This window comes from Salinispora cortesiana (assembly GCF_000484695.1).
GTDB lineage: Bacteria > Actinomycetota > Actinomycetes > Mycobacteriales > Micromonosporaceae > Micromonospora > Micromonospora cortesiana.
The window spans coordinates 15,037-33,266 of record NZ_AXVR01000049.1; the positions used below are offsets into that span (position 1 = coordinate 15,037).

Here is an 18,230-nt window from a genome sequence, read left to right on the forward strand (position 1 = left end):
GCATCGACCCGTGCGACTCTCCGTCGGGGACGCAGCCAGCCCGGCGACTCAGGCCTGCGTCCCGAAAGCCAGTCGGATCACCCCGGCCGCCGCCACGGCGGACCGGCCACTCAGCTGCTTCTCGAGGGCTCTTGCTCGTGGGGCACCACGCCGCCGGCAGCGAAGAAGATCGCTGCGTGGGCAGGGACAGGCCCCTGGTCACTGCAATTGCGTCGACTAGGGGCCTGTCCTTTCGCTATGGCTCGATGTCGACGTAAAGGTCGTCGACACCGCTGGCCGTGTCAGCCGGCGCCCAACGCACCGCCCGGGCCCGGGACGCCGCGCGCAGTGGCTCGGCGATCTCGGCAACCAACACTGCGGCGTCCGGGGTGCGGGCGTCGAGCACCAGCGCCTCGATCGACGCACCTCCGCCGAGCCGGTGCCGGGTACGCGACGCCCGCACCGCATCCAGCACGGTCACCAGCCGGTCCACCGCGGCCCGGTCGGCCGCAGACCCGGCCGATTCGGTCCATTCGGGACGTATGCCCGGCCACTGGGTCAGGTGCAGGCTCACCGTACCCTCGCCGGTCCGGAACAACCGCTGGTACTGGTCCTCGGTGATGAACGGTGCGAACGGGGCGAGTAGTCCGAGCACCGTCCGGTACACCTCGCGCAGCGTGGCCCGAGCCGCCGCCCGTTCGGCGTCGGTGTGCTCCGCAGGGCTGGTAAACCGGATCTTCACCAGTTCGATGTACCGGTCGCAGAGGATTGACCAGCAGAATGTCGAGGCGATTCGGTACGCCTGCGCGTAGTCGTACTCCTCGAAGGCACCCGTTGTGTCGCGGACCGCGTCCGCCAAGTGAGACAGCACCCACCGGTCCACCGCGGTACGCGCCGCGAGCGCCGGCGGGTCGGCCGGATCGGCGGCGTACGACCCGACGAATCGGCCCACGTTCCACAGCTTGACCGCCAACTTGCGGCCGGTCCGCACGTCCTTCTCGTGATAGCGCAGGTCGTTGCCGATCCGGGGGCGGGCCGCCCAGAGCCGCAGCGCATCCGCCCCGTACCGCTCGATGACCTGGTCGGGGACGTACCGGTTGAATCCGTCGGCGGTGGCCGAGGCCTCGAGATCCCGTTTGGAGATCTTCCTGCCCTGCTCGTTGAGCCCCCAGCCGGAGATCATGGCGGCGGTCCAGGGCAACCGGTCGGCAAGCAGGTGCGACTGCACGATCGTGTAGAACAGCCAGGTGCGGATGATCTCGAACGCCTGCACGCGCAGGCTCATCGGGGTCAGCGGCCCGTCCCCGGGCCGGCCGCGGGCCGCCCAGCCGTCGTGAATCTGCGGGCTGAGCGAGGACGTCATCCAGGTGTCCATTACGTCTGTGTCCGGCCGCAGCTCAGCGCCGCCGCATTCCGGGCAGGCAGCCACCGGCGGCGCGGCACTGAGCGGGTCGACCGGCAACGCGTCCGGCTCGGCCAGGATCGGCCGGTCGCAGTCGGCGCAGAACCAGACGGGGAACGGCACCCCGTAGTGCCGCTGCCGGCTGATGTTCCAGTCCCACTTCAGACCGGTGATCCAGTCCTCCAGCCGGCGGCGCATGAACGGCGGCACCCAGGTCAACTCCCGGGCCCGGGCCAGCAGGGCATCCCGCTTGTCCCGCACCGCAATAAACCATTGCGGCCGGATCTGGAACTCCACCGGTGTGCCGCACCGCTCGTGCACGCCCAGCACCTGGCGTAGGGACCGGCTGGCGCCGAGCGCGCCCGACTCCGCCAGCCGGCGGACGACCGCGGTCCGAGCCTCGGCCACCGGCAGCCCGGCGAACTCGCCGGCGACATCGGTGAGCCGCCCGTCCGGGCCGAGGGCCATGCGCAGGTCGAGCCCGTCGCGCCGCCAGCGGATCACGTCCTCCCCATCACCGAACGAGCAGACCATCATGAGGCCGGTACCGAAGCCGGGATCCACCGCCTCGTCGGCCCGGATCGGCACCTCGTGGCCGAAGATCGGCACCCGGGCGGTCCCACCGATCAGGGCCGCGTATCGGTCGTCGGCCGGGTGGCAGTACAGCGCCACGCAGCCGGCGAGCAGCTCCGGCCGCGTCGTCGCGATGGTAAGGAAGGTCGCCTTGTCATCGCCGGCCGCCTCGAACGCGCCCCCTCCGGACGCGGCGGTGACCGGGGGCTCCGGGGGGCCGGGTGCGAATCGGATGTCGTGGATCCTCCCGGTGCGGGACAGGTCGTCGATATCGGCCTGGGCGAGCGAGGTCCGGCACTCCGGGCACCACAGGATCGGGTCGGTCGCCCGCCGCACGTGGCCGGCGGCGTGCAGGGTGACGAAGGCCGCCTGGGCGGTACGCTGGCACCGCTGGTCGATCGTCGAGTAGGACAGCGACCAGTCCACCGACAGGCCGAGGCGGCGCCACAGGTCCGCGTATCGGCCGGTGGTCGCCCGCGTCTCGGCCAGGCACAGCGCGACGAACTCGGCCCGCGGCATGTCGGCCGCCCGGATTCCGTGCTTGTGCTCCACGTACCGCTCGGTGGGCAGGCCGTTGTCGTCGAAGCCCATCGGATAGAAGATCCGGTCGCCACGCATCCGCCGGTAGCGGACGACGAAGTCGGGCTGCGAGTAGCTCATGGCGTGTCCGACGTGCAGGTGGGACGCGGACACGTACGGCGGTGCGGTGTCGATGCTGAAGACCGGCCCGTTCGCGGCCGGGTCGTACCGGTAGATGTCGTGGCTTTCCCAGAGCTCGCGGGCCGCCCGCTCGACCGCGATGTGGTCGTAGGGCGGCGGTGCGGCGGGGGCGCCGGCCGCGGTCGGGATGTCAGGGCGCGCGTGGGTGCACTGGTCGGTGGACATGGCAGGAGTACGCCTCTCCGGCTGGGGAAACGGCGAAGCCGGCGCGCGGGTGCGGTGACACCGCGGGGGCGCGCGCGGGCGCCGAAGGAAAAGTCTGCAGCGGAGCCCGTCAGGCGACGGGTACTCGGCGTACTCGCAAGGGCCGGCGACGAATGATGATCATATCTCCGCACTCCTTCCGGGCGTACTGTGCCGATCGATGCGCTGACGCCTCCGGCGCCAGGGTCCGCCAATCATACGCCGCAACCCGGGCCGTCGGTTGCCGGTTGCCGGTTGCCGGTTGCGCCCAGAGTGCGGCGCATGGCGCCAACGCGGGTCCCCGACCAATGCTAGATTCGGAACATGTCTTCCACATCTCTCACGGATGTCGAAGGGCTGCGCGCGCTGGCTCATCCCACGCGGCTCCGGATCCTGGATCTGCTCCGCGTCCACGACCAGCTGACCGCCTCGGAATGCGCGGTGCAGCTCAGGCTCTCGCCCAAGTCCTGCTCCTACCACTTGCACGTACTCGCCCGCCAGGGCCTGGTGGAGCAGGGCCATCCGCTCGCCGAAGACACCCGGCAGCGACCCTGGCGACGCTGCTTCGACGAGGTACAGATGCCCCCGCCGGGCGAGACCGGCGGCGCGGAGTCCGACAGCGCCCGCACGGACGCGATCGACGCCTCGGCCCGGCACGATCACAGCCTCTTCCTGAGCTTCCTGGCGTCGCGGCAGGCAGAGAACGGTGACTGGGCAGCGAGCACCACCGTGCACACCCGAACCGCCCTCATGACACCCGCCGAACTCAAAGCCTGGGGCGAGGCGGTCGAGGAGGTCACCCGCAGCCACGTCGAGAAGGCGGGCCGGACCCGCCGCGACGGACGCAGCCCGGTCCGGCTGGCCGTGCGCGGCTTCCCCCAGACCGCGCCCGGGACGGAGACTGCCGATTGAGCGGGACCGAGACGACGGGCCTGCGCCGCTACGCCGCAGTGGTCGCGAACCGGCAGATCCTGGCCGCCCTGATCGGCGCGCTCGTCGCACGCCTGGCCCAGACGATGGCACCGCTGCTCATCCTCCTGCTGGCCAACCAGCGGCACGGTGGGTTCGCCATCGCGGGCGCGGCCGCCGCCACCTACGGTCTCTGCGCGAGCCTGAGCGGGCCGCTGATCGCCCGGCTGGCCGAGCGCTACGGCAACGTCGTCCTGCTGATCGCCGGGATCCTGACCAGCGCCGGCCTATTCGTCATCGTCCTGCCGTGGCAGTCGTGGAACTTCTGGGCCGGTGTCGTGCTGGCCGGCGCGGCGATCCCTCCGCTGAGCGCAACGCTGCGCGCCACGATCGCGGCCACCATCGACGACCCGCAGGAACGCATCGCCGCGTACAGCCTGGAGACCGTGGGCACCGAGGTGTTGTTCGTACTGGGGCCCGCCCTCGTCGGGCTGGTCGTGGCCCTAAGCAGCCCGACGGCTGCCCTGGCCGGTACTGCGTTGCTCCCGGTTGCCGGTGCCACCACCCTGCTGACCCAGCAGCGTCGCGTCCCGTCGCCGGAAGCGCAGGAGCAGGCTACGGACCGTCGGATGCTGATCCGGCTGGCCCCGTGGCTGAGCGTGGCGGCGGTCCAGATGGCCGCGATCGGCCTCGTGGAGGTCGCCCTGATCGCGGTCGCGGTCGAATTCACCTCGTCGGCCGCCAGCGGGGCAGTGCTCGCGACATGGGCGGCGGGCAGTGTCGTGGGTGGATTGTGGTACGGGTCGCGGTCGTGGCGAGCACCGGCGCGCCGACAGGTGCGGCTGCTACTGATTGGCAGCGCCGCCGGATTCGCCCTGCTGCTCGCCGCCCGGTCCGCTCCGGCCCTGTACCCGCTGGCGTTTCTCGCCGGCGTGTTCATCACCCCGGCGGCAGCGGCACTGCTGACCGATCTGAGTGAGAACCTGACGGGCGGGCATCGGCTGACCGCGTTCGCTTGGCTGGCGTCCGCGAACGGGGTGGCCGGATCCCTGGCCTACGCCGCGGGCGGAGTGCTGGTCACCAACACTGGGCCGGGGGCGACGATCGCCGTCGCCGCCATCCTTCCCGCGCTCGCGGCACTACTGTTCCGTGGCCGGGGACAGGTCCACGCTGTCCACGGCGGAATTCCAATGGTCAAGGCCAGGGCTTCGGCAGGGTAGCCAGGTGGCCGCAGCAGCGGCTGGAAGCGGGTCAGCTCGTTGGCCCTGCCGTCAACGTCGACCTGGCCCAGGACCGTTCCGGTGTGTTGGTCGAGCACGGCGAGCAGGTGCGCCTGGGCGCCGGCCGGGCCACTGCCACGCAGGGCATTCCCCTCCACGCTGTGCACCCGCCGCCCGCCCCCGCTGCCGGCCGGTACGCGAGGACCCACCGATACCTGGGTGATCAGCAGAAATTCGTCTCTGTCTATATATCACCATGATCCCATCCGCCCACAACCGCCATATCTTTACCTTGCCGAAGCCCTGCAGTCAAGACTTAATAAGGGATTATGAAGAGAATTACATGCCCTTTAAGACGGACTCACAGTGGTAAATAATCATCCCAACTTCACGGCCACGCACCAGGGGAGGGAATCGCAATGTGCTGGCGGCGGGCCGAACTTTACGAACTCGGCAGATCTGCCCCATACCTCAATTAATACGTTTTTCGCATAATCACCGGTTAGATGATTAATATTTCGTGTAGCTGAGCGCGACCGGCCGACCCCGGCGCGCTTAGCGCTGCGCCATTCCCCTGACCGTCGACCCGTCTCGGTAAAGGTGAAACATATGCGCTCGACGCTGCCCAGAAATGGGGCAACACCCAATTATAGTGGATCCGATACGATCGATCGGATAATAGCCGAAACGCAGGACGCACGCGCTTTTCCTGGCCTCGCCTACACGTCGGAAGACCTGTTCGCCTGGGAGCTGGAGCGACTCTTCGGGCAGGGCTGGCTGCCGGTCGGCCGGGTCGCCGAGTTCGCCGAGAAGGGCACCCAGGCCGCCGTCATGTCGGCCGGGCGCAACATCCTGATCACCGGCACCGGCGACGGGGTGAACGTCTTCGTCAACGCCTGCCGCCACCGTGGGCACGAGCTGGTCGCCCCCGCCTGCACGATTCGACGCGCCCAGGTCTGGTGCGCCTACCACGCCTGGGTCTACGGCCTGGACGGCGAACTGCGCCGGGCGCCGCGGTTCGAGGACGCCGCCGAGCGACACCCGCAGGGCATGGACCTACTCCCGGTTCGATCCACCGAATGGAACGGATGGCTGTTCGTCAACCACTCCGGGGACGCGGACGACTTCGGCGAATCCCTCGGCAATCTCACCGACATCCTCGCGCCCTATCATCTCGGCACCCTAAAACAGGTCGGCACCGAGGTCTACGACGTCCACGCCAACTGGAAACTCCTCGTCGAGAACTACCTGGAGTGCTACCACTGCCCCAGTACGCATCCCGAACTCAGCAAGGTCCAGCGGACTGTTAACGGTGAGGGATTCGCCAGCACCGGGATGTGGCTTGGCGGTTCCCTGGATCTCAAGAATTCCGCGGCGAGCATGTCCCTCGATGGAAAGGGCCCGGAGTGGACCTTTCCTGAGCTCGACGAGAATCGTGCGCGACAGGTCTGCTACTACGCGGTGCTACCCGGTCTCTTCGTCACCGCGATGCACGATTACGTGGTCACCCATCGCCTCGACCCGGTCGCTCAGGATCGCACGCGGGTAGTCGCGAATGGTTCTTCCCGGAAGAACTGCTGACCAGCACCGGGTTCACGCCGGACTATGCGATCGATTTCTGGAAGACCACCAATCAGCAGGACTGGGACGCCTGTTCGTCCACCCAGCGGGGCGTCTCCGATCCGCGATACATCGCCGGCCCGCTCGCCTCGCACGAGGAGGAGCTGCACACCTTCCTACGGGCACTGGCCGACGCGTACCGCAACGACAGCCGGCTCCGACCGCTGTGGACCAAGCGGTGACCGGTATGCGAGTCCGGACCGGCGTCGTCGTCGTCGGGGCAGGTCTGTCCGGTCTGTGCGCCGCGGAGGCTCTCACCGCGGACGGGCACGACGTCGAGGTCCTGGAGGCATCCGACCGGCTGGGCGGACGCACCCGCACGGAGGCGGCGCCGCTCGGACTCGAACTGGACTGCGGCGGTGCGTACATCGGGAACCAGCACACCGAGATCCGGCAGCTGGCCGACCGGCTGGGCGTACCGCTCCAGCGCACTGTCGCCCCCGGCGCCGCACTGTTCGACCTGTCCGGTCGCCGGTACCGGGACGACGACGCCGACGCCGACGCGCCCTTCAACGCTCTGGCCCTCGGCCTCGCCCTGGACCGCATCGACGAGCTGACCGAGGCCGTCGACCTCCACTCGCCCGGCTCGTCACCGGACGCGGCGCAGCAGGACCGGATCACCGTGCACGAGTGGCTGAGCACCGAGCGGATGACCTCCGCAACCACGTTGCTGATCGAGCAGATTGTGCGGGAGATGCTGGCCTCGGAGCCGGACGAGGTGTCCCTGCTCCACTTCCTCTTCTACGTCAAATCCGGCGGCGGTCTCGACTTCCTCACCGCCTTCGCCGGTGGCGCCCAGGAGTTCCGCCTGGCCGGTGGAGCCGCCGGACTCAGCGAACGGCTCGCCGCCCGGCTGGACCGCCCGGTGCGGACCGGTCGCCCGGTCCGCCGCATCTACGCCACCACCACCGGCGCGATCCGGGTGGAGGCCGACGGCTTCGTCGCCGACTGCGACCGGGTCGTCCTGGCGATCGGCCCGGCACCGGAACGAGCCGTCGAAGTGACCATCCCGGGCGCGGCCGCGTCGCCGGTGCCGGCATCCACCGGCGGCTCGGTGGTGAAGATCCACCTGGTCTACCGGACGCCGTTCTGGCGCGACAGCGGGCTTAGCGGCTGGGTCACCGCGGACCGGGCACCGCTGCGCTTCCTGGTCGACGACTCCAACGGGCGCGACGGCCTCGGTGTCCTGGTCGGATTCCTGACCGGGGCGGAAGCCCGGGCCTACCGCGCCGGCCGGATCACCTGGGCAGGGCTCACGGCCCGGCTGGCGGACTGGTTCGGACCCCCGGCCCTGGCGCCCGTGCACGTCACCGCGCAGGACTGGCAGCGGCAGCCGTGGGTCCAGGGCTGCTACGCGGCGGTGCCCACTCCCGGGGCCTGGCTCGACGCCCGATCCCCCGGCGACCCGGACGGTCCCCTGCACCGGGTGGGTGCAGAGCATTCGCCGTACTTCTTCGGCCACCTCGAAGGCGCCGTCCGCTCGGCGAACGCTCTCGTCCGGCGGATCCCCCGCCCGGCCGGATCCGGCGAACGGGTACCGCGGTGAGCGCTCCGGGCGTCCGGCACGGGCTCCTGCTCCCGAACGCCGGCTACTACGCCGACCCGGCCCGGCTGGTCGACGTCGCGGTCCGCGCGGAGGAGTCCGGCTGGGACGGACTGTTCCTCTGGGACCACCTGATGTTCGCCCGCGAACTGCGCCTCCCGATGACCGACGCGTGGACCGTCGTCACCGCGATCCTCGCCCGCACCACCCGGCTGCGCAGCGGCCCGTTGATGACCCCCCTGGCCCGGCGCCGGCCGTGGAAGGTGGCCCGGGAGGCGACGACACTCGACCACCTGTCCGCCGGGCGGCTGGTGCTCGGGGCCGGACTGGGCGCCGAACCGGACCTCGACTTCGGGGCGTTCGGCGAACCCGCTGGGCTGCGGATCCGGGCCGCGAAACTCGACGAGGCGCTGCGAGTGCTGTCCGGCCTGTGGCGCGGGACCGAGTTCAGCCACACCGGCGAGCACTACCGGGTCGACCGGGCCACCTTCCTGCCGACGCCCCGCAGCACCGACCGGCACGGCCACCCGGCCGTCACCGTCTGGAGTGCCGCCACCTGGCCCGCCTCGCGGACCGGAGCGCTGCGCCGCGCCGCCCGGTTCGACGGGGTCGCCCCCATGGTCCGCGACGACCACGGGCACCTGCGCGGCCCGGAACCGGCGGAGCTGACGGCCATTCTGACCCGCCTGGCCGAACTGGCACCCGAGCAGCCCCCGGACCGCCCGTACGAGGTGGTCGCCCTGGACAGCAGCCGGCCCGGCACCGGGCAGGCCGCCGACCGGACCGGCCTGCTGGCCGCCGCCGGGGCGACCTGGCGCATCGAGGCGTTCGACCCCTGGCGCCGATCCCCCAAGGAACTGACCGGCTGGCTCGACGCCGGCCCGCCCGACAACGATCGGAGCCCAGTATGACCATCACGTCGCCGGCTCGTCCGGCTGAGCCGCGCAGCGCCGACCCGAGCCCCTGGCCCGAACCGATCCGCTCGTGGAGCGGGCACCCCGCCCCACCGGCGCCCGCCCGGTGTATCCACGATCTCGTCGCGGAGGCGGCCCGCCGCACCCCGGACGCGGTGGCTGTGTCCAGCGGCGCAGACCGGCTGACGTACGCCGAACTGGACGCCGTCGCGACCGCGCTCGCCGCACACCTGGTCAAGCGCGGAGCCGGACCGGATCGGGTGGTCGCGGTGCTGGCCGAACGGTCCCCGCGGCTGATCGTCGCGCTTCTGGCCATCCTCAAGACGGGTGGCGCGTACCTCGTCCTCGACCACGACGCCCCACCGGCCGCCCTCGCCACCCTCGTCGCGGACGCGGACCCGGTGCTGCTGCTGGCCGATCCGTCCCTGCCCGGCACCGCCGGCGCCTGCGGTGCACCCATAGCCGACCTGCACCGGCTCCTCGCCGAACCGGTCACCGACCCGGTGCCCGCCACCCCGGTCACCCCGGAAGACCGGGCGTACGTCAGCTACACCTCGGGGTCGACCGGCGAGCCGAAGGGCGTGTGCGTCCCGCACCGCGCGGTCGCCCGCCTGGTACAGCAGCCGGACTGGGCGTCGTTCACCACCGACGACGTGTTCCTACAACTCGCGCCGGTCGCCTTCGACGCGTCCACGCTGGAGATCTGGACCCCGCTGACCCTCGGGGGCCGGCTGGCGATCCACCCAGCCGGCCGCACCACCCCCGACACTCTCGCCGAGGTCCTGGCAGACGAGCAGGTCAGCGTGCTGTGGCTGACGGCCGGCTTCTTCCACCACATGGTCGACACCCGGCTCGACGCCCTCGGCGGGCTGCGGCACCTGCTCGCCGGTGGGGACGTCCTGTCGCCCGACTTCGTCGGTCGCCTACTCGCGGCGCACCCGCACCTCACCTTCACCAACGGCTACGGTCCGACCGAGAACACCACCTTCACCACCTGCTGGACCGTGCACGGCCCGGCCGCCATCGACGGGCCGGTCCCCATCGGGCGGCCGGTCAGCGGGACCGGCGTGGCGCTCCTGGACGCCGGGCACCAGCCGGTCCCAGTGGGCGAGGACGGCGAGCTGTACGCCTTCGGCGACGGCCTGGCCAGCGGCTACCTGGGCCGCCCGGACGCGACCGCCGAGAGGTTCCTGAGCCTGCCCGGACCGGACGCGACCACGGTCCGCATGTACCGCGCCGGCGACCTGGCCCGCTGGGAACCGGACGGCACCCTCACGTTCCTCGGCCGCGCCGACCAGCAGGTCAAGATCCAGGGGTTCCGGGTGGAACCGGGCGCGGTCGAAGTCGCCCTGACCCGGCTGCCGGAGATCAGCAAGGCAGCGGTCGTGGCGCAGGCCGACGACGACGGCACCAAGCGGCTGCGGGCCTTCGTGGTCACCGCCCCGGACGCACCGGCCGGACCGGCCCTGGTCGCGCACGTGCAGGACCGGCTCCGCGACGCGCTGCCGGCCTACCAGATCCCGCACACGGTCACCGCCCTGGACGAGCTGCCGCTGGGGCCGACCGGGAAGGTGGACCGGTCCGCGCTGCACGGACCCGCCGTGGCGGGCCGCAACTGCACCGCCGCCTTCCGGGCACCGCGGGGAGACCTGGAGACCAGCATCGTCGGGATCTGGTCCGAGCTGCTGAAGGTCGACCCGATCGGCGTCGACGACGACTTCTTCGAACTGGGCGGGCACTCGTTGCTCGCCGCGCGCGCCCTGCACGCGATCCAGCGCGCGCACGGCGTCCGGCTCACCTACTTCGACCTACTCGAACAGCCCACCGTCGCCGGTCTCGCCGCCGCGGTCGAGGACCCTGCCCGCTGACCTTCCACGCCCGCTTCCCGCACGAGGAGGACGACGTGACCGAGACCGCCCCGGGCGAAGACCGGCATCAGCTACCGACAGTGGTGACGCCGGCGCGCGCCCGCCGAACAGGTGAGCCGATGACTATGCAGAACGTGACGCCGCCGCAGACCGAGCAGGCCGTCCGCCTGCCGCTGACCCCCGGGCAGCAGCGCATCTGGTTCGCCGAGATCTTCGAGGACGCGGCCCCCGCCTACAACGTCCCGGTGGCGGTTCGCCTGCGCGGCCCGCTCGACGAGCAGCGGCTGCGGACCGCTCTGGACACACTGGCCCGCCAGCACGCCGCGTTGCGCGCCCGGTTCGCGGTCGACGAGAACGGCGAGCCGTGGCACGAGATCGACCCGGACGCCCTGTTCGACCTCGATGTCGTCGACCTGACCGGTGGCACCGTCGAGGCGGCCCGGACCGCCGCCGCGGGGTTCGGCTGGCAGCCGCTGGACCTGGCGAACGGGCCCCTCGCGCGGGCCCGGCTGCTGCGCCTCGGTCCCGACGACGCGGTCCTGGTGTTCAACGTCCACCACATCGTCTTCGACGACTGGTCCACCGGCATCCTGCTGCGCAACCTCGGCACGGCGTACCAGGAGGGGGCAGCCTGGACGGGACCGGAGCTGGCCTATCCGGACCTGGTCCGGCAGGAGAACGAGCGCCTGGCCGGGCTCGACGCCGAGAAGCACCTGCGGTACTGGGCGGACGGGCTCGCCGGGCTGCGGCACCTGGCCGTGCCCACCGACCGGCCCCGCCACCGGCATCACCGCGGCGCGGGCGCCGCCATCCACTTCGTCATCCCGGCCAATACGGCGGACGGCATCCGTGCGCTGGCCCGGACGTCCCGCTCGTCGGTCTACATGGTGCTGCTCGCGGCGCTGCAGGCCACCCTGAGCGACTGGAGCGGCAGCCCGGACGTGGCGGTGACCTCACCGGTCGCCACCCGGTCGGTTCCCGGCAGCGAGGATGTCGTCGGCTACCTGGTGAACACGGTGGTGCAGCGGGTCCGCGTCGTGCCCGGCAGCCCGTTCACCGCCCTGCTGGCCGACACCCGCCGGACCGCACTGCACAACTACGCCCACCAGGACATCCCCTTCGACCAGGTGGTCCGCCGGGTGCGCCCGCGACGGACCCCGACCGGGACCGCGCTGTTCCAGGTCGGCTTCAACTACCAGAACGCCGTGGGCGAGACGCTGGACCTGCCGGGAATCTCGGTCGAGCCGGTCACGGTGCCCCGGGCGACCGCCAAGTTCGACCTGCTGCTTGACGTCGCCGACGAGGCCGGCGCGATGACCGCGTTCCTGGAGTACGACTCCGGGCTGTTCGACCCGGCCGGCATCGAGGCCCTGAGCGAGACACTGACGCGCGGGCTGACGGCGGTGGCCGCCGACGCCGACGCCGGGGTGAACGCCTTCGCCGTCGCACCGTCTGGTGCCCTGCGGCTGCTGGCACCGCTCGGCCCGGTTCCGTCCCGGCGCTCGGCGCCTGCGGACTTCGCCCTGACCACCGGTCAGCAGCGGATGTGGACGGCACACCAGCTGCGGCCGGACTCCGCCGAGCACGCGTGTCCCCTGGCCCTGTCGCTGGACGGCCCGCTGGACCGGGCCGCCCTGACCGAGGCGCTGACCGGGCTGGTCTCCCGGCACGAGGCCCTGCGCGCCCGCATCGTCGCCGGCGCCCACGGCCATCCACACTGGACAGCGAGTCGCCCGGCTGCGATCATCCCCCGGTACGCCGACGTCCGGAGCGCGGCCGACCCGGCCGCCGCGCTGACGGACCGGCTGGCGGACGAGCTCGCCCGCCCGTTCGACCTCGCCGCCGGGCCACTGACCCGGGTCCTGCTGGTCCGCACCGCAGACGACCGGCATGTGCTGCTGCTGTCCGTCGCACACGTCGCCGCCGACGGCCAGTCGCTCGACGTCCTGCGCGACGAGTTACTGCACCTGTACCAGGAGGCCGCTGGCGGGGACGGCCCGGCCCTGCCCGAACCAGTGTCATTCCGCGACTTCACGCTGGCCCGGGTGGCCGAGGAGGACGAGCCGGCCGCGGAGCGGCTCGACTGGTGGCGCCGCCGGCTCGCCGGAGCCGTCGCACCGCAGTTGCCAGTTGACGTCCCCGGAGCGGCGGCGCAGACCGGGCGCGGCGCCACGCTCACCGTCACCGTCCCGGACGGCACCACGGCGGCGCTGCGCCGATTGGCGGCAAGCTCGCGGACCACCCCGAACGTGGTGCTGCTGGCCTGCTTCCACGCGCTGCTGTCCCGCTGGACCGGAACCCCCCGCACGTGTGTCGGCACGCCGCTGGCCGACCGCCTGCACGCGGACGGCGAGACCGTCGTGGGCTTCTTCATCGACACCGTCCCGCGCCCGGTCGACCAGTCCGCGGACCCGACGATGCGGTCCCTGATCGAGACCGTCCGCACCGGCGACCTGGACACCCACCGGTACTCCCGGGGCCGGGTCCGGTCGGCGCCGGGCCGGGCGGTCCCCGGCTGCTCGGTGGAGGGACTGCTGGCCGAGCTGCGCCGCCGGGGTGACCTGCCGGCCGAGAGTCCGTTCACCGTGCTGTTTGACGTGCGGCACGTGGACCGGACGCCGGTAGCCGTCGCCGGCCTGACTGTCCGCGAGGCCGCGCTCCCCCGGCTCAGCGCCTCCGCCGACCTGACCGCCGACCTGGAACTGGACGCGGACGGCGGGTTAAGCGCGACGATGGAGTACGCCACCGACCTGTTCACCACTGCGGCGGCCGAGCAACTGGCCGCCCGCTTCCTGGCCGTGCTGGAACAGACGGCCACCAACCCGGACGTGCGGGTGAGCGAACTGGACGGTGGCGGTCCCGAGATACTCCCGTGGGACGCGCAGACACCCGCGGACGAACCGGACCGCCCGATCCATGTCCTGATCACCGAGCAGGCGGCGCGCACCCCCTCGGCCACAGCCGTGGTCTGCGGCGCGGACCGGCTCACCTACGCGGAACTGACCGAGCGGGCCGGAAGCCTGGCCCGGCGGCTGGTCGCCCTCGGCGTGCGGCCGGAGCAGCCGGTGGCCGTGCACCTGCCGCGCGGCGTCGACTCGGTGGTCGCCCTGCTGGCGGTGCTCCGCGCCGGTGGCACCTTCCTGCCGGTCGACCCGGCCCTGCCGGCCGAACGCAAATGCGCATTCCTACTCGACTCCGGGACCAGGTTCGCCGTCGTGGACGGCGGCCTGACCCTGCCCGACGGCATCATCCCGGTCACCGGCCCGGACGCCGGCGCGGCCCCGCTGCCCGCGGTGGACCTCCAGCAGCCGGCGTACCTCATCTACACCTCGGGAACGTCCGGCCGTCCCAAGGCCGTCATCGGGCTGCACGGCATGCTGACGCGGCACTGCCGGGCGATGGCCGCGGCGTACAAGCTCACCGCCGCCGACCGCGTCCTGCAGTTCGCCAGCCACTCGTTCGACGCCTCACTCGAACAACTGCTGCCCGGACTGACGGTGGGCGCCACGGTGGTGCTGCGCCCGGACGAGTTGTGGCAGCCGGAGGAGTTCCCGGAGCTGCTGCGACGCACGGCGGTGACCGTCGCGGAACTGGCGCCCGCCTACTGGTCCGCCGTCGTCAACCGCTGCGGCGACGCGCCGCCGCCGGACCTGCTCCGGCTGCTCGTTCTCGGCGGTGAGGCCGTATCCGGTGACGTCACCCGACGCTGGCTCGCGTGGGCGCCGCGGTGCCGGCTGGTGAACACGTACGGCCCGACCGAGGCCACCATCACCGCCACCGCCGTCGACGTCACCCTGGCGGAGGCGCAGACGGAGGTCGTCGGTATCGGCGGCCCTCGGTACGGCGCACGAGTGCACGTGCTCGACGACGCCCTGCGGCCGGTGCCACCCGGCACCACTGGCGAGCTGTACATCGGCGGGTGCCTCAGCCGCGGGTACCTCGGGCGGCCCGCGCTGACCGCCGAGCGGTTCCTGCCCGACCCGGTGGTCCCCGGCGAACGCATGTACCGCAGCGGCGATCTGGTTCGGGCCCGGCCCGACGGGCGCCTCGACTTCCTGGGTCGGGCCGACGACCAGGTGCAGATCCGCGGCCACCGGGTGGAACCGGGTGAGGTCGCGGCCCGGCTCGCGGTGGCGCCCGGTGTGGAGACCGCGGCCGTCGTCGACCACCTCACACCCGAGCCCGGCGCAGAACGCGTCCTGGTCGGCTACGTGGTGCCGGAGGCCGGGCACCGCCTGGACACCGCCGCGCTGAGCCGCTTCTGCTCTGCGACGCTCCCGTCGTACATGGTCCCGGCCCTCTTCGTCGAACTCGACCGGCTGCCGCTGACCACGGCGGGAAAGGTGGACCGGCAGGCCCTGCCCGATCCGCGGCGAAACGGCCTGCGCGGTACCGACCGCACGGAACCCCGCAATGACCTGGAGCAGCTCGTCGCGGACCTGTTCGCCACGGTCCTGCAGACGGACCCGCCGGGGTGTTCGACGACTTCTTCCACCTGGGCGGGCACTCCCTGCGCGCGACCCAGCTCGTCGCCCGCCTCCGCGAGAGCTTCGACATCGAATTCTCGCTGACCGAGCTGTACGCCACCCGGACGGTGGCCGCCGTCGCCGAATCCGTCCTGAGCGCCCTCGTCTCCGACACGCAGGAAGGCACAGCATGACCATCGAAGAGCTGCCTCGCGCCGAGACGGACCCGCGCCTGGAGGCGGTCCGGGCCCGGGTCGCTCGCGCGGGCGCCCGTCTGCGCCAGGGCCCGGCGCACGGCGGCGGCCTACCGGTCCAGCCGCCGGGACCCGTGCCGCTGGCGCCGGGACAGGCCGGCATCTGGTTCTCCGAACAACTGCGGCCGGGGACGCCGCTGTACAACGTGCCGCTCGCCGTCCGGCTGACCGGCCCGCTCGACGTGGACGCGCTACGCGCGGCACTGGACGCGGTGACGACCCGACACGAGGCGCTGCGCACCGTGTTCCGGCTCGGGCCGGACGGCGAACCAGTCCAGCAGGCCGCTCCCGCGGCACCGGTCGCGCTGCCGGTCATCGACGTCACCGAGGCCGACCTGCCGCAGGCGCTGCGTACCGCCGCCGAACAGCCCCTCGACCTGGAACGCGGGCCGCTGCTGCGGGCCTGTCTCCACCGGATCGGCGCCAAGCAACACGTCCTGCTCGTCACCGTCCACCACATCGTCCTGGACGGCTGGTCCGGCGGCCTGCTGCTCGCCGACCTGGCCCGGGCCTACGCCGGCGAACTCCCGGCGGGCGTGGCGGCACCGGCCTTCCGTGACGTCGCCGCGTGGCAGCACGGGCGACTCGCCGCCGGTGCGCTGGACGACCAGCTCCGGTACTGGCGGCAGCGGCTCGCCGGGCTGCCCGACCTGGAGATTCCCGGCGACCGGCAGCGCCCGGCAGACCGGGACTGGCGCGCGCACAGCGTCCGGCGGGAGCTGCCCGCCGCCACCGGGGCGGCCGTCCGCCGGTTGGCCGCAGCCCACGACACCACACCGTTCACCGTGCTGCTCGCCGCGTACGGCACGTTCCTGCACCGGCTCACCGGCCAGGACGACTTCGCGGTCGGCGTACCGGTCGCCGGTCGCGGGCGCACCGACCTCGAATCGGTGGTCGGCCTCTTCGCCGGGATGGTGCCGGTCCGGCTGGACCTGACCGGCCGGCCCAGCTTCGACGAGGTGCTGAGTCGGTCCGGATCCCGGACGTCGCCGACAACGTCGCGGCCGTGGAACGGGCCGAGCGCGAGGTCCGGTATTCCCAGCAGATGCGGGCCGCCGGCCGCCACCCCTGGACGCCGTCGGAGTCCGGGCTGTACGAGGAGGCCCGCACGATGATCGACGCGGTCCGGTCACTCGACCCGGACCTGGGCACCGCCCTGCACATCGCCTTCCGGCGCGGCCTGCTGGACGTACCGTACTGCCTGCACCCGGACACTCAGGGCCGGACCAGGAGCCGGGTCGGCCCCGACGGACGGCTGGAGTGGGCACATGTCGGCTCCCTACCGATCGACGGGCCACGTCCCGCCGGGCATGCGGTCGGCGCGCAGGAGCTGACCAGCATGCTGAACTACGTGGCGGACCGCTTCGACTCGACTGTGGCCGTTCGCTGATCGGTGGCAGGACCACACACCACAGCGGACCTGCCACCGAGAAGGTGAGCCATTCAGGCGAGTCCGGTTCGGCGGTGGCTGGATCGCGGGTGCAGAAATCCACAGAGCCATCGGCGCGGTGGCCAGGGCGCGGGAGCCCAGCGACGGCATGCTCTCACCCGCCGGCCCAGCAGATCTGCACAGGCTCGATCATGTATCGCCTCCAGAAGCCGTGCGTGGGGAGGACAGACTGCGGAGTCGTGCCAGAAGGCGGCCCAGCGGAGCACCCCCACGTGCGTGGTGAGGACACTTAGTGACCTGCGGATTTACCAGCCTTCCGGCCAGATGGTTTCTGCTGGGGTGGGGGCGTCGTCGTGGTGTTCTTTGGGGCTCATGGCTACTAGGGTGAGGCCGTCGAAGTCGACCGGACGGCGTCTGCGTTCTCCTGCGGTCCGTAGGGAGAAGCCTTGTTCGGTGTCGTCTGGGTGGATGAGGACGGCGGCGCCGTCGCCGACGACGCCGCTTGCTGCGTTCCATAGCTCGTCGCGGACTTTGGCGGAGAGCGTTCCGACGAACATGCCGGGTGTTACTTCGATCATCCAGCGGCTGAGTGCGCCTCTTAAGTGATCGGGTACGGCGGTGGTTGCCAGAACGACAAGGGAAGCCATGCTAGTCCCAGGGGTCTGAGCTGTAGTTGACTCCGGACGGCATGGCTCCCATCTCTGGATCCGGGAGTGTGGATCTAACGGTGTTTCCGGCCTGACCTGCCAGGCGTTGTGCCTGGTGAGGAGGGTGCCGTGATGACCGTGACGCTGAACGATCAGACCGGACGTAAGAAGCGGCCCGAGTCGACAGCGGAGGCGAAAGCCGCCGTCGAGTTGGTCCGAGCCGCCAAGGAACAAGGGCTGTCGTTGACGGGCCCGGACGGGCTGCTCAAGCAGCTGACCAAGACGGTCCTGGAGACCGCGTTGAACGAGGAGATGACTGAGCACCTCGGCTACGAAAAGCACGACCAGGCCGGTGCCGGGTCGGGCAACATCCGTAACGGCACTCGGTCGAAGACGGTCGTGACCGACGGCAACGGCCCGGTGCAGATCGATGTGCCGCGGGACCGGGCGGGCACGTTCGAGCCGCAGATCGTCCGTAAGCGGCAGCGGCGCCTGTCGGGGGTCGACGAGGTCGTGTTGTCGCTGTATGCCAAAGGCCTCAC

8 protein-coding genes and 4 pseudogenes are annotated in these 18,230 nt (G+C 71.7%); 10 read left to right on the top strand and 2 right to left on the bottom strand.

What is annotated here, in order from left to right:
- Positions 1 to 235: 235 nt before the first annotated feature.
- A complete protein-coding gene (locus tag K228_RS0118910) occupies positions 236 to 2,839 on the bottom strand; it encodes a valine--tRNA ligase (RefSeq protein WP_025619848.1) in 2,604 nt (867 codons plus the stop codon).
- A gap of 342 nt (positions 2,840 to 3,181) precedes the next feature.
- Here K228_RS0118910 and K228_RS0118915 point away from each other — a divergent pair, with 342 nt between their 5' ends.
- The 9 genes and pseudogenes from K228_RS0118915 to K228_RS25865 all read left to right on the top strand — a co-directional run.
- Positions 3,182 to 3,769, top strand: a complete 588-nt coding sequence (locus K228_RS0118915; RefSeq protein ID WP_025619849.1) for a winged helix-turn-helix domain-containing protein — start codon at positions 3,182 to 3,184, stop codon at positions 3,767 to 3,769.
- On the top strand, positions 3,766 to 4,986 hold the full coding sequence (locus K228_RS0118920) for an MFS transporter (protein WP_025619850.1): 1,221 nt from the start codon (positions 3,766 to 3,768) through the stop codon (positions 4,984 to 4,986). The genes K228_RS0118915 and K228_RS0118920 overlap by 4 nt, the downstream gene beginning before the upstream one ends.
- 831 nt (positions 4,987 to 5,817) lie before the next feature.
- Positions 5,818 to 6,788: pseudogene (locus K228_RS25850) on the top strand (aromatic ring-hydroxylating oxygenase subunit alpha).
- Entirely contained in the window at positions 6,785 to 8,152 is a 1,368-nt protein-coding gene (locus tag K228_RS0118930; protein ID WP_025619851.1) for a flavin monoamine oxidase family protein, read from the top strand. The pseudogene K228_RS25850 and the gene K228_RS0118930 overlap by 4 nt, the downstream one beginning before the upstream one ends.
- On the top strand, positions 8,149 to 9,060 hold the full coding sequence (locus tag K228_RS0118935; RefSeq protein WP_025619852.1) for an LLM class flavin-dependent oxidoreductase: 912 nt from the start codon (positions 8,149 to 8,151) through the stop codon (positions 9,058 to 9,060). Before K228_RS0118930 ends, K228_RS0118935 begins: the two co-directional genes overlap by 4 nt.
- Positions 9,057 to 10,931: a non-ribosomal peptide synthetase gene (locus K228_RS0118940; RefSeq protein WP_025619853.1), complete on the top strand. Its 1,875-nt coding sequence runs from the start codon at positions 9,057 to 9,059 to the stop codon at positions 10,929 to 10,931. The genes K228_RS0118935 and K228_RS0118940 overlap by 4 nt, the downstream gene beginning before the upstream one ends.
- A 119-nt stretch (positions 10,932 to 11,050) precedes the next feature.
- Positions 11,051 to 15,591, top strand: a pseudogene (locus K228_RS25855) (amino acid adenylation domain-containing protein).
- A pseudogene (locus K228_RS27475) lies at positions 15,588 to 16,634 on the top strand (condensation domain-containing protein); the annotation flags it as partial. The pseudogenes K228_RS25855 and K228_RS27475, both read left to right, overlap by 4 nt.
- Positions 16,616 to 17,041, top strand: a pseudogene (locus K228_RS25865) (methylaspartate mutase); the annotation flags it as partial. The pseudogenes K228_RS27475 and K228_RS25865, both read left to right, overlap by 19 nt.
- 305 nt (positions 17,042 to 17,346) lie before the next feature.
- Here the strand turns inward: K228_RS25865 and cas2e are convergent.
- Positions 17,347 to 17,688 (bottom strand): type I-E CRISPR-associated endoribonuclease Cas2e, encoded by a 342-nt coding sequence (cas2e, locus tag K228_RS0118960; RefSeq protein ID WP_025619856.1) that lies wholly within the window; start codon positions 17,686 to 17,688, stop codon positions 17,347 to 17,349.
- A gap of 132 nt (positions 17,689 to 17,820) precedes the next feature.
- Here cas2e and K228_RS0118965 point away from each other — a divergent pair.
- Positions 17,821 to 18,230 (top strand): IS256 family transposase (locus K228_RS0118965; RefSeq protein ID WP_029723760.1); only part of this gene is annotated, 410 nt, incomplete at its 3' end.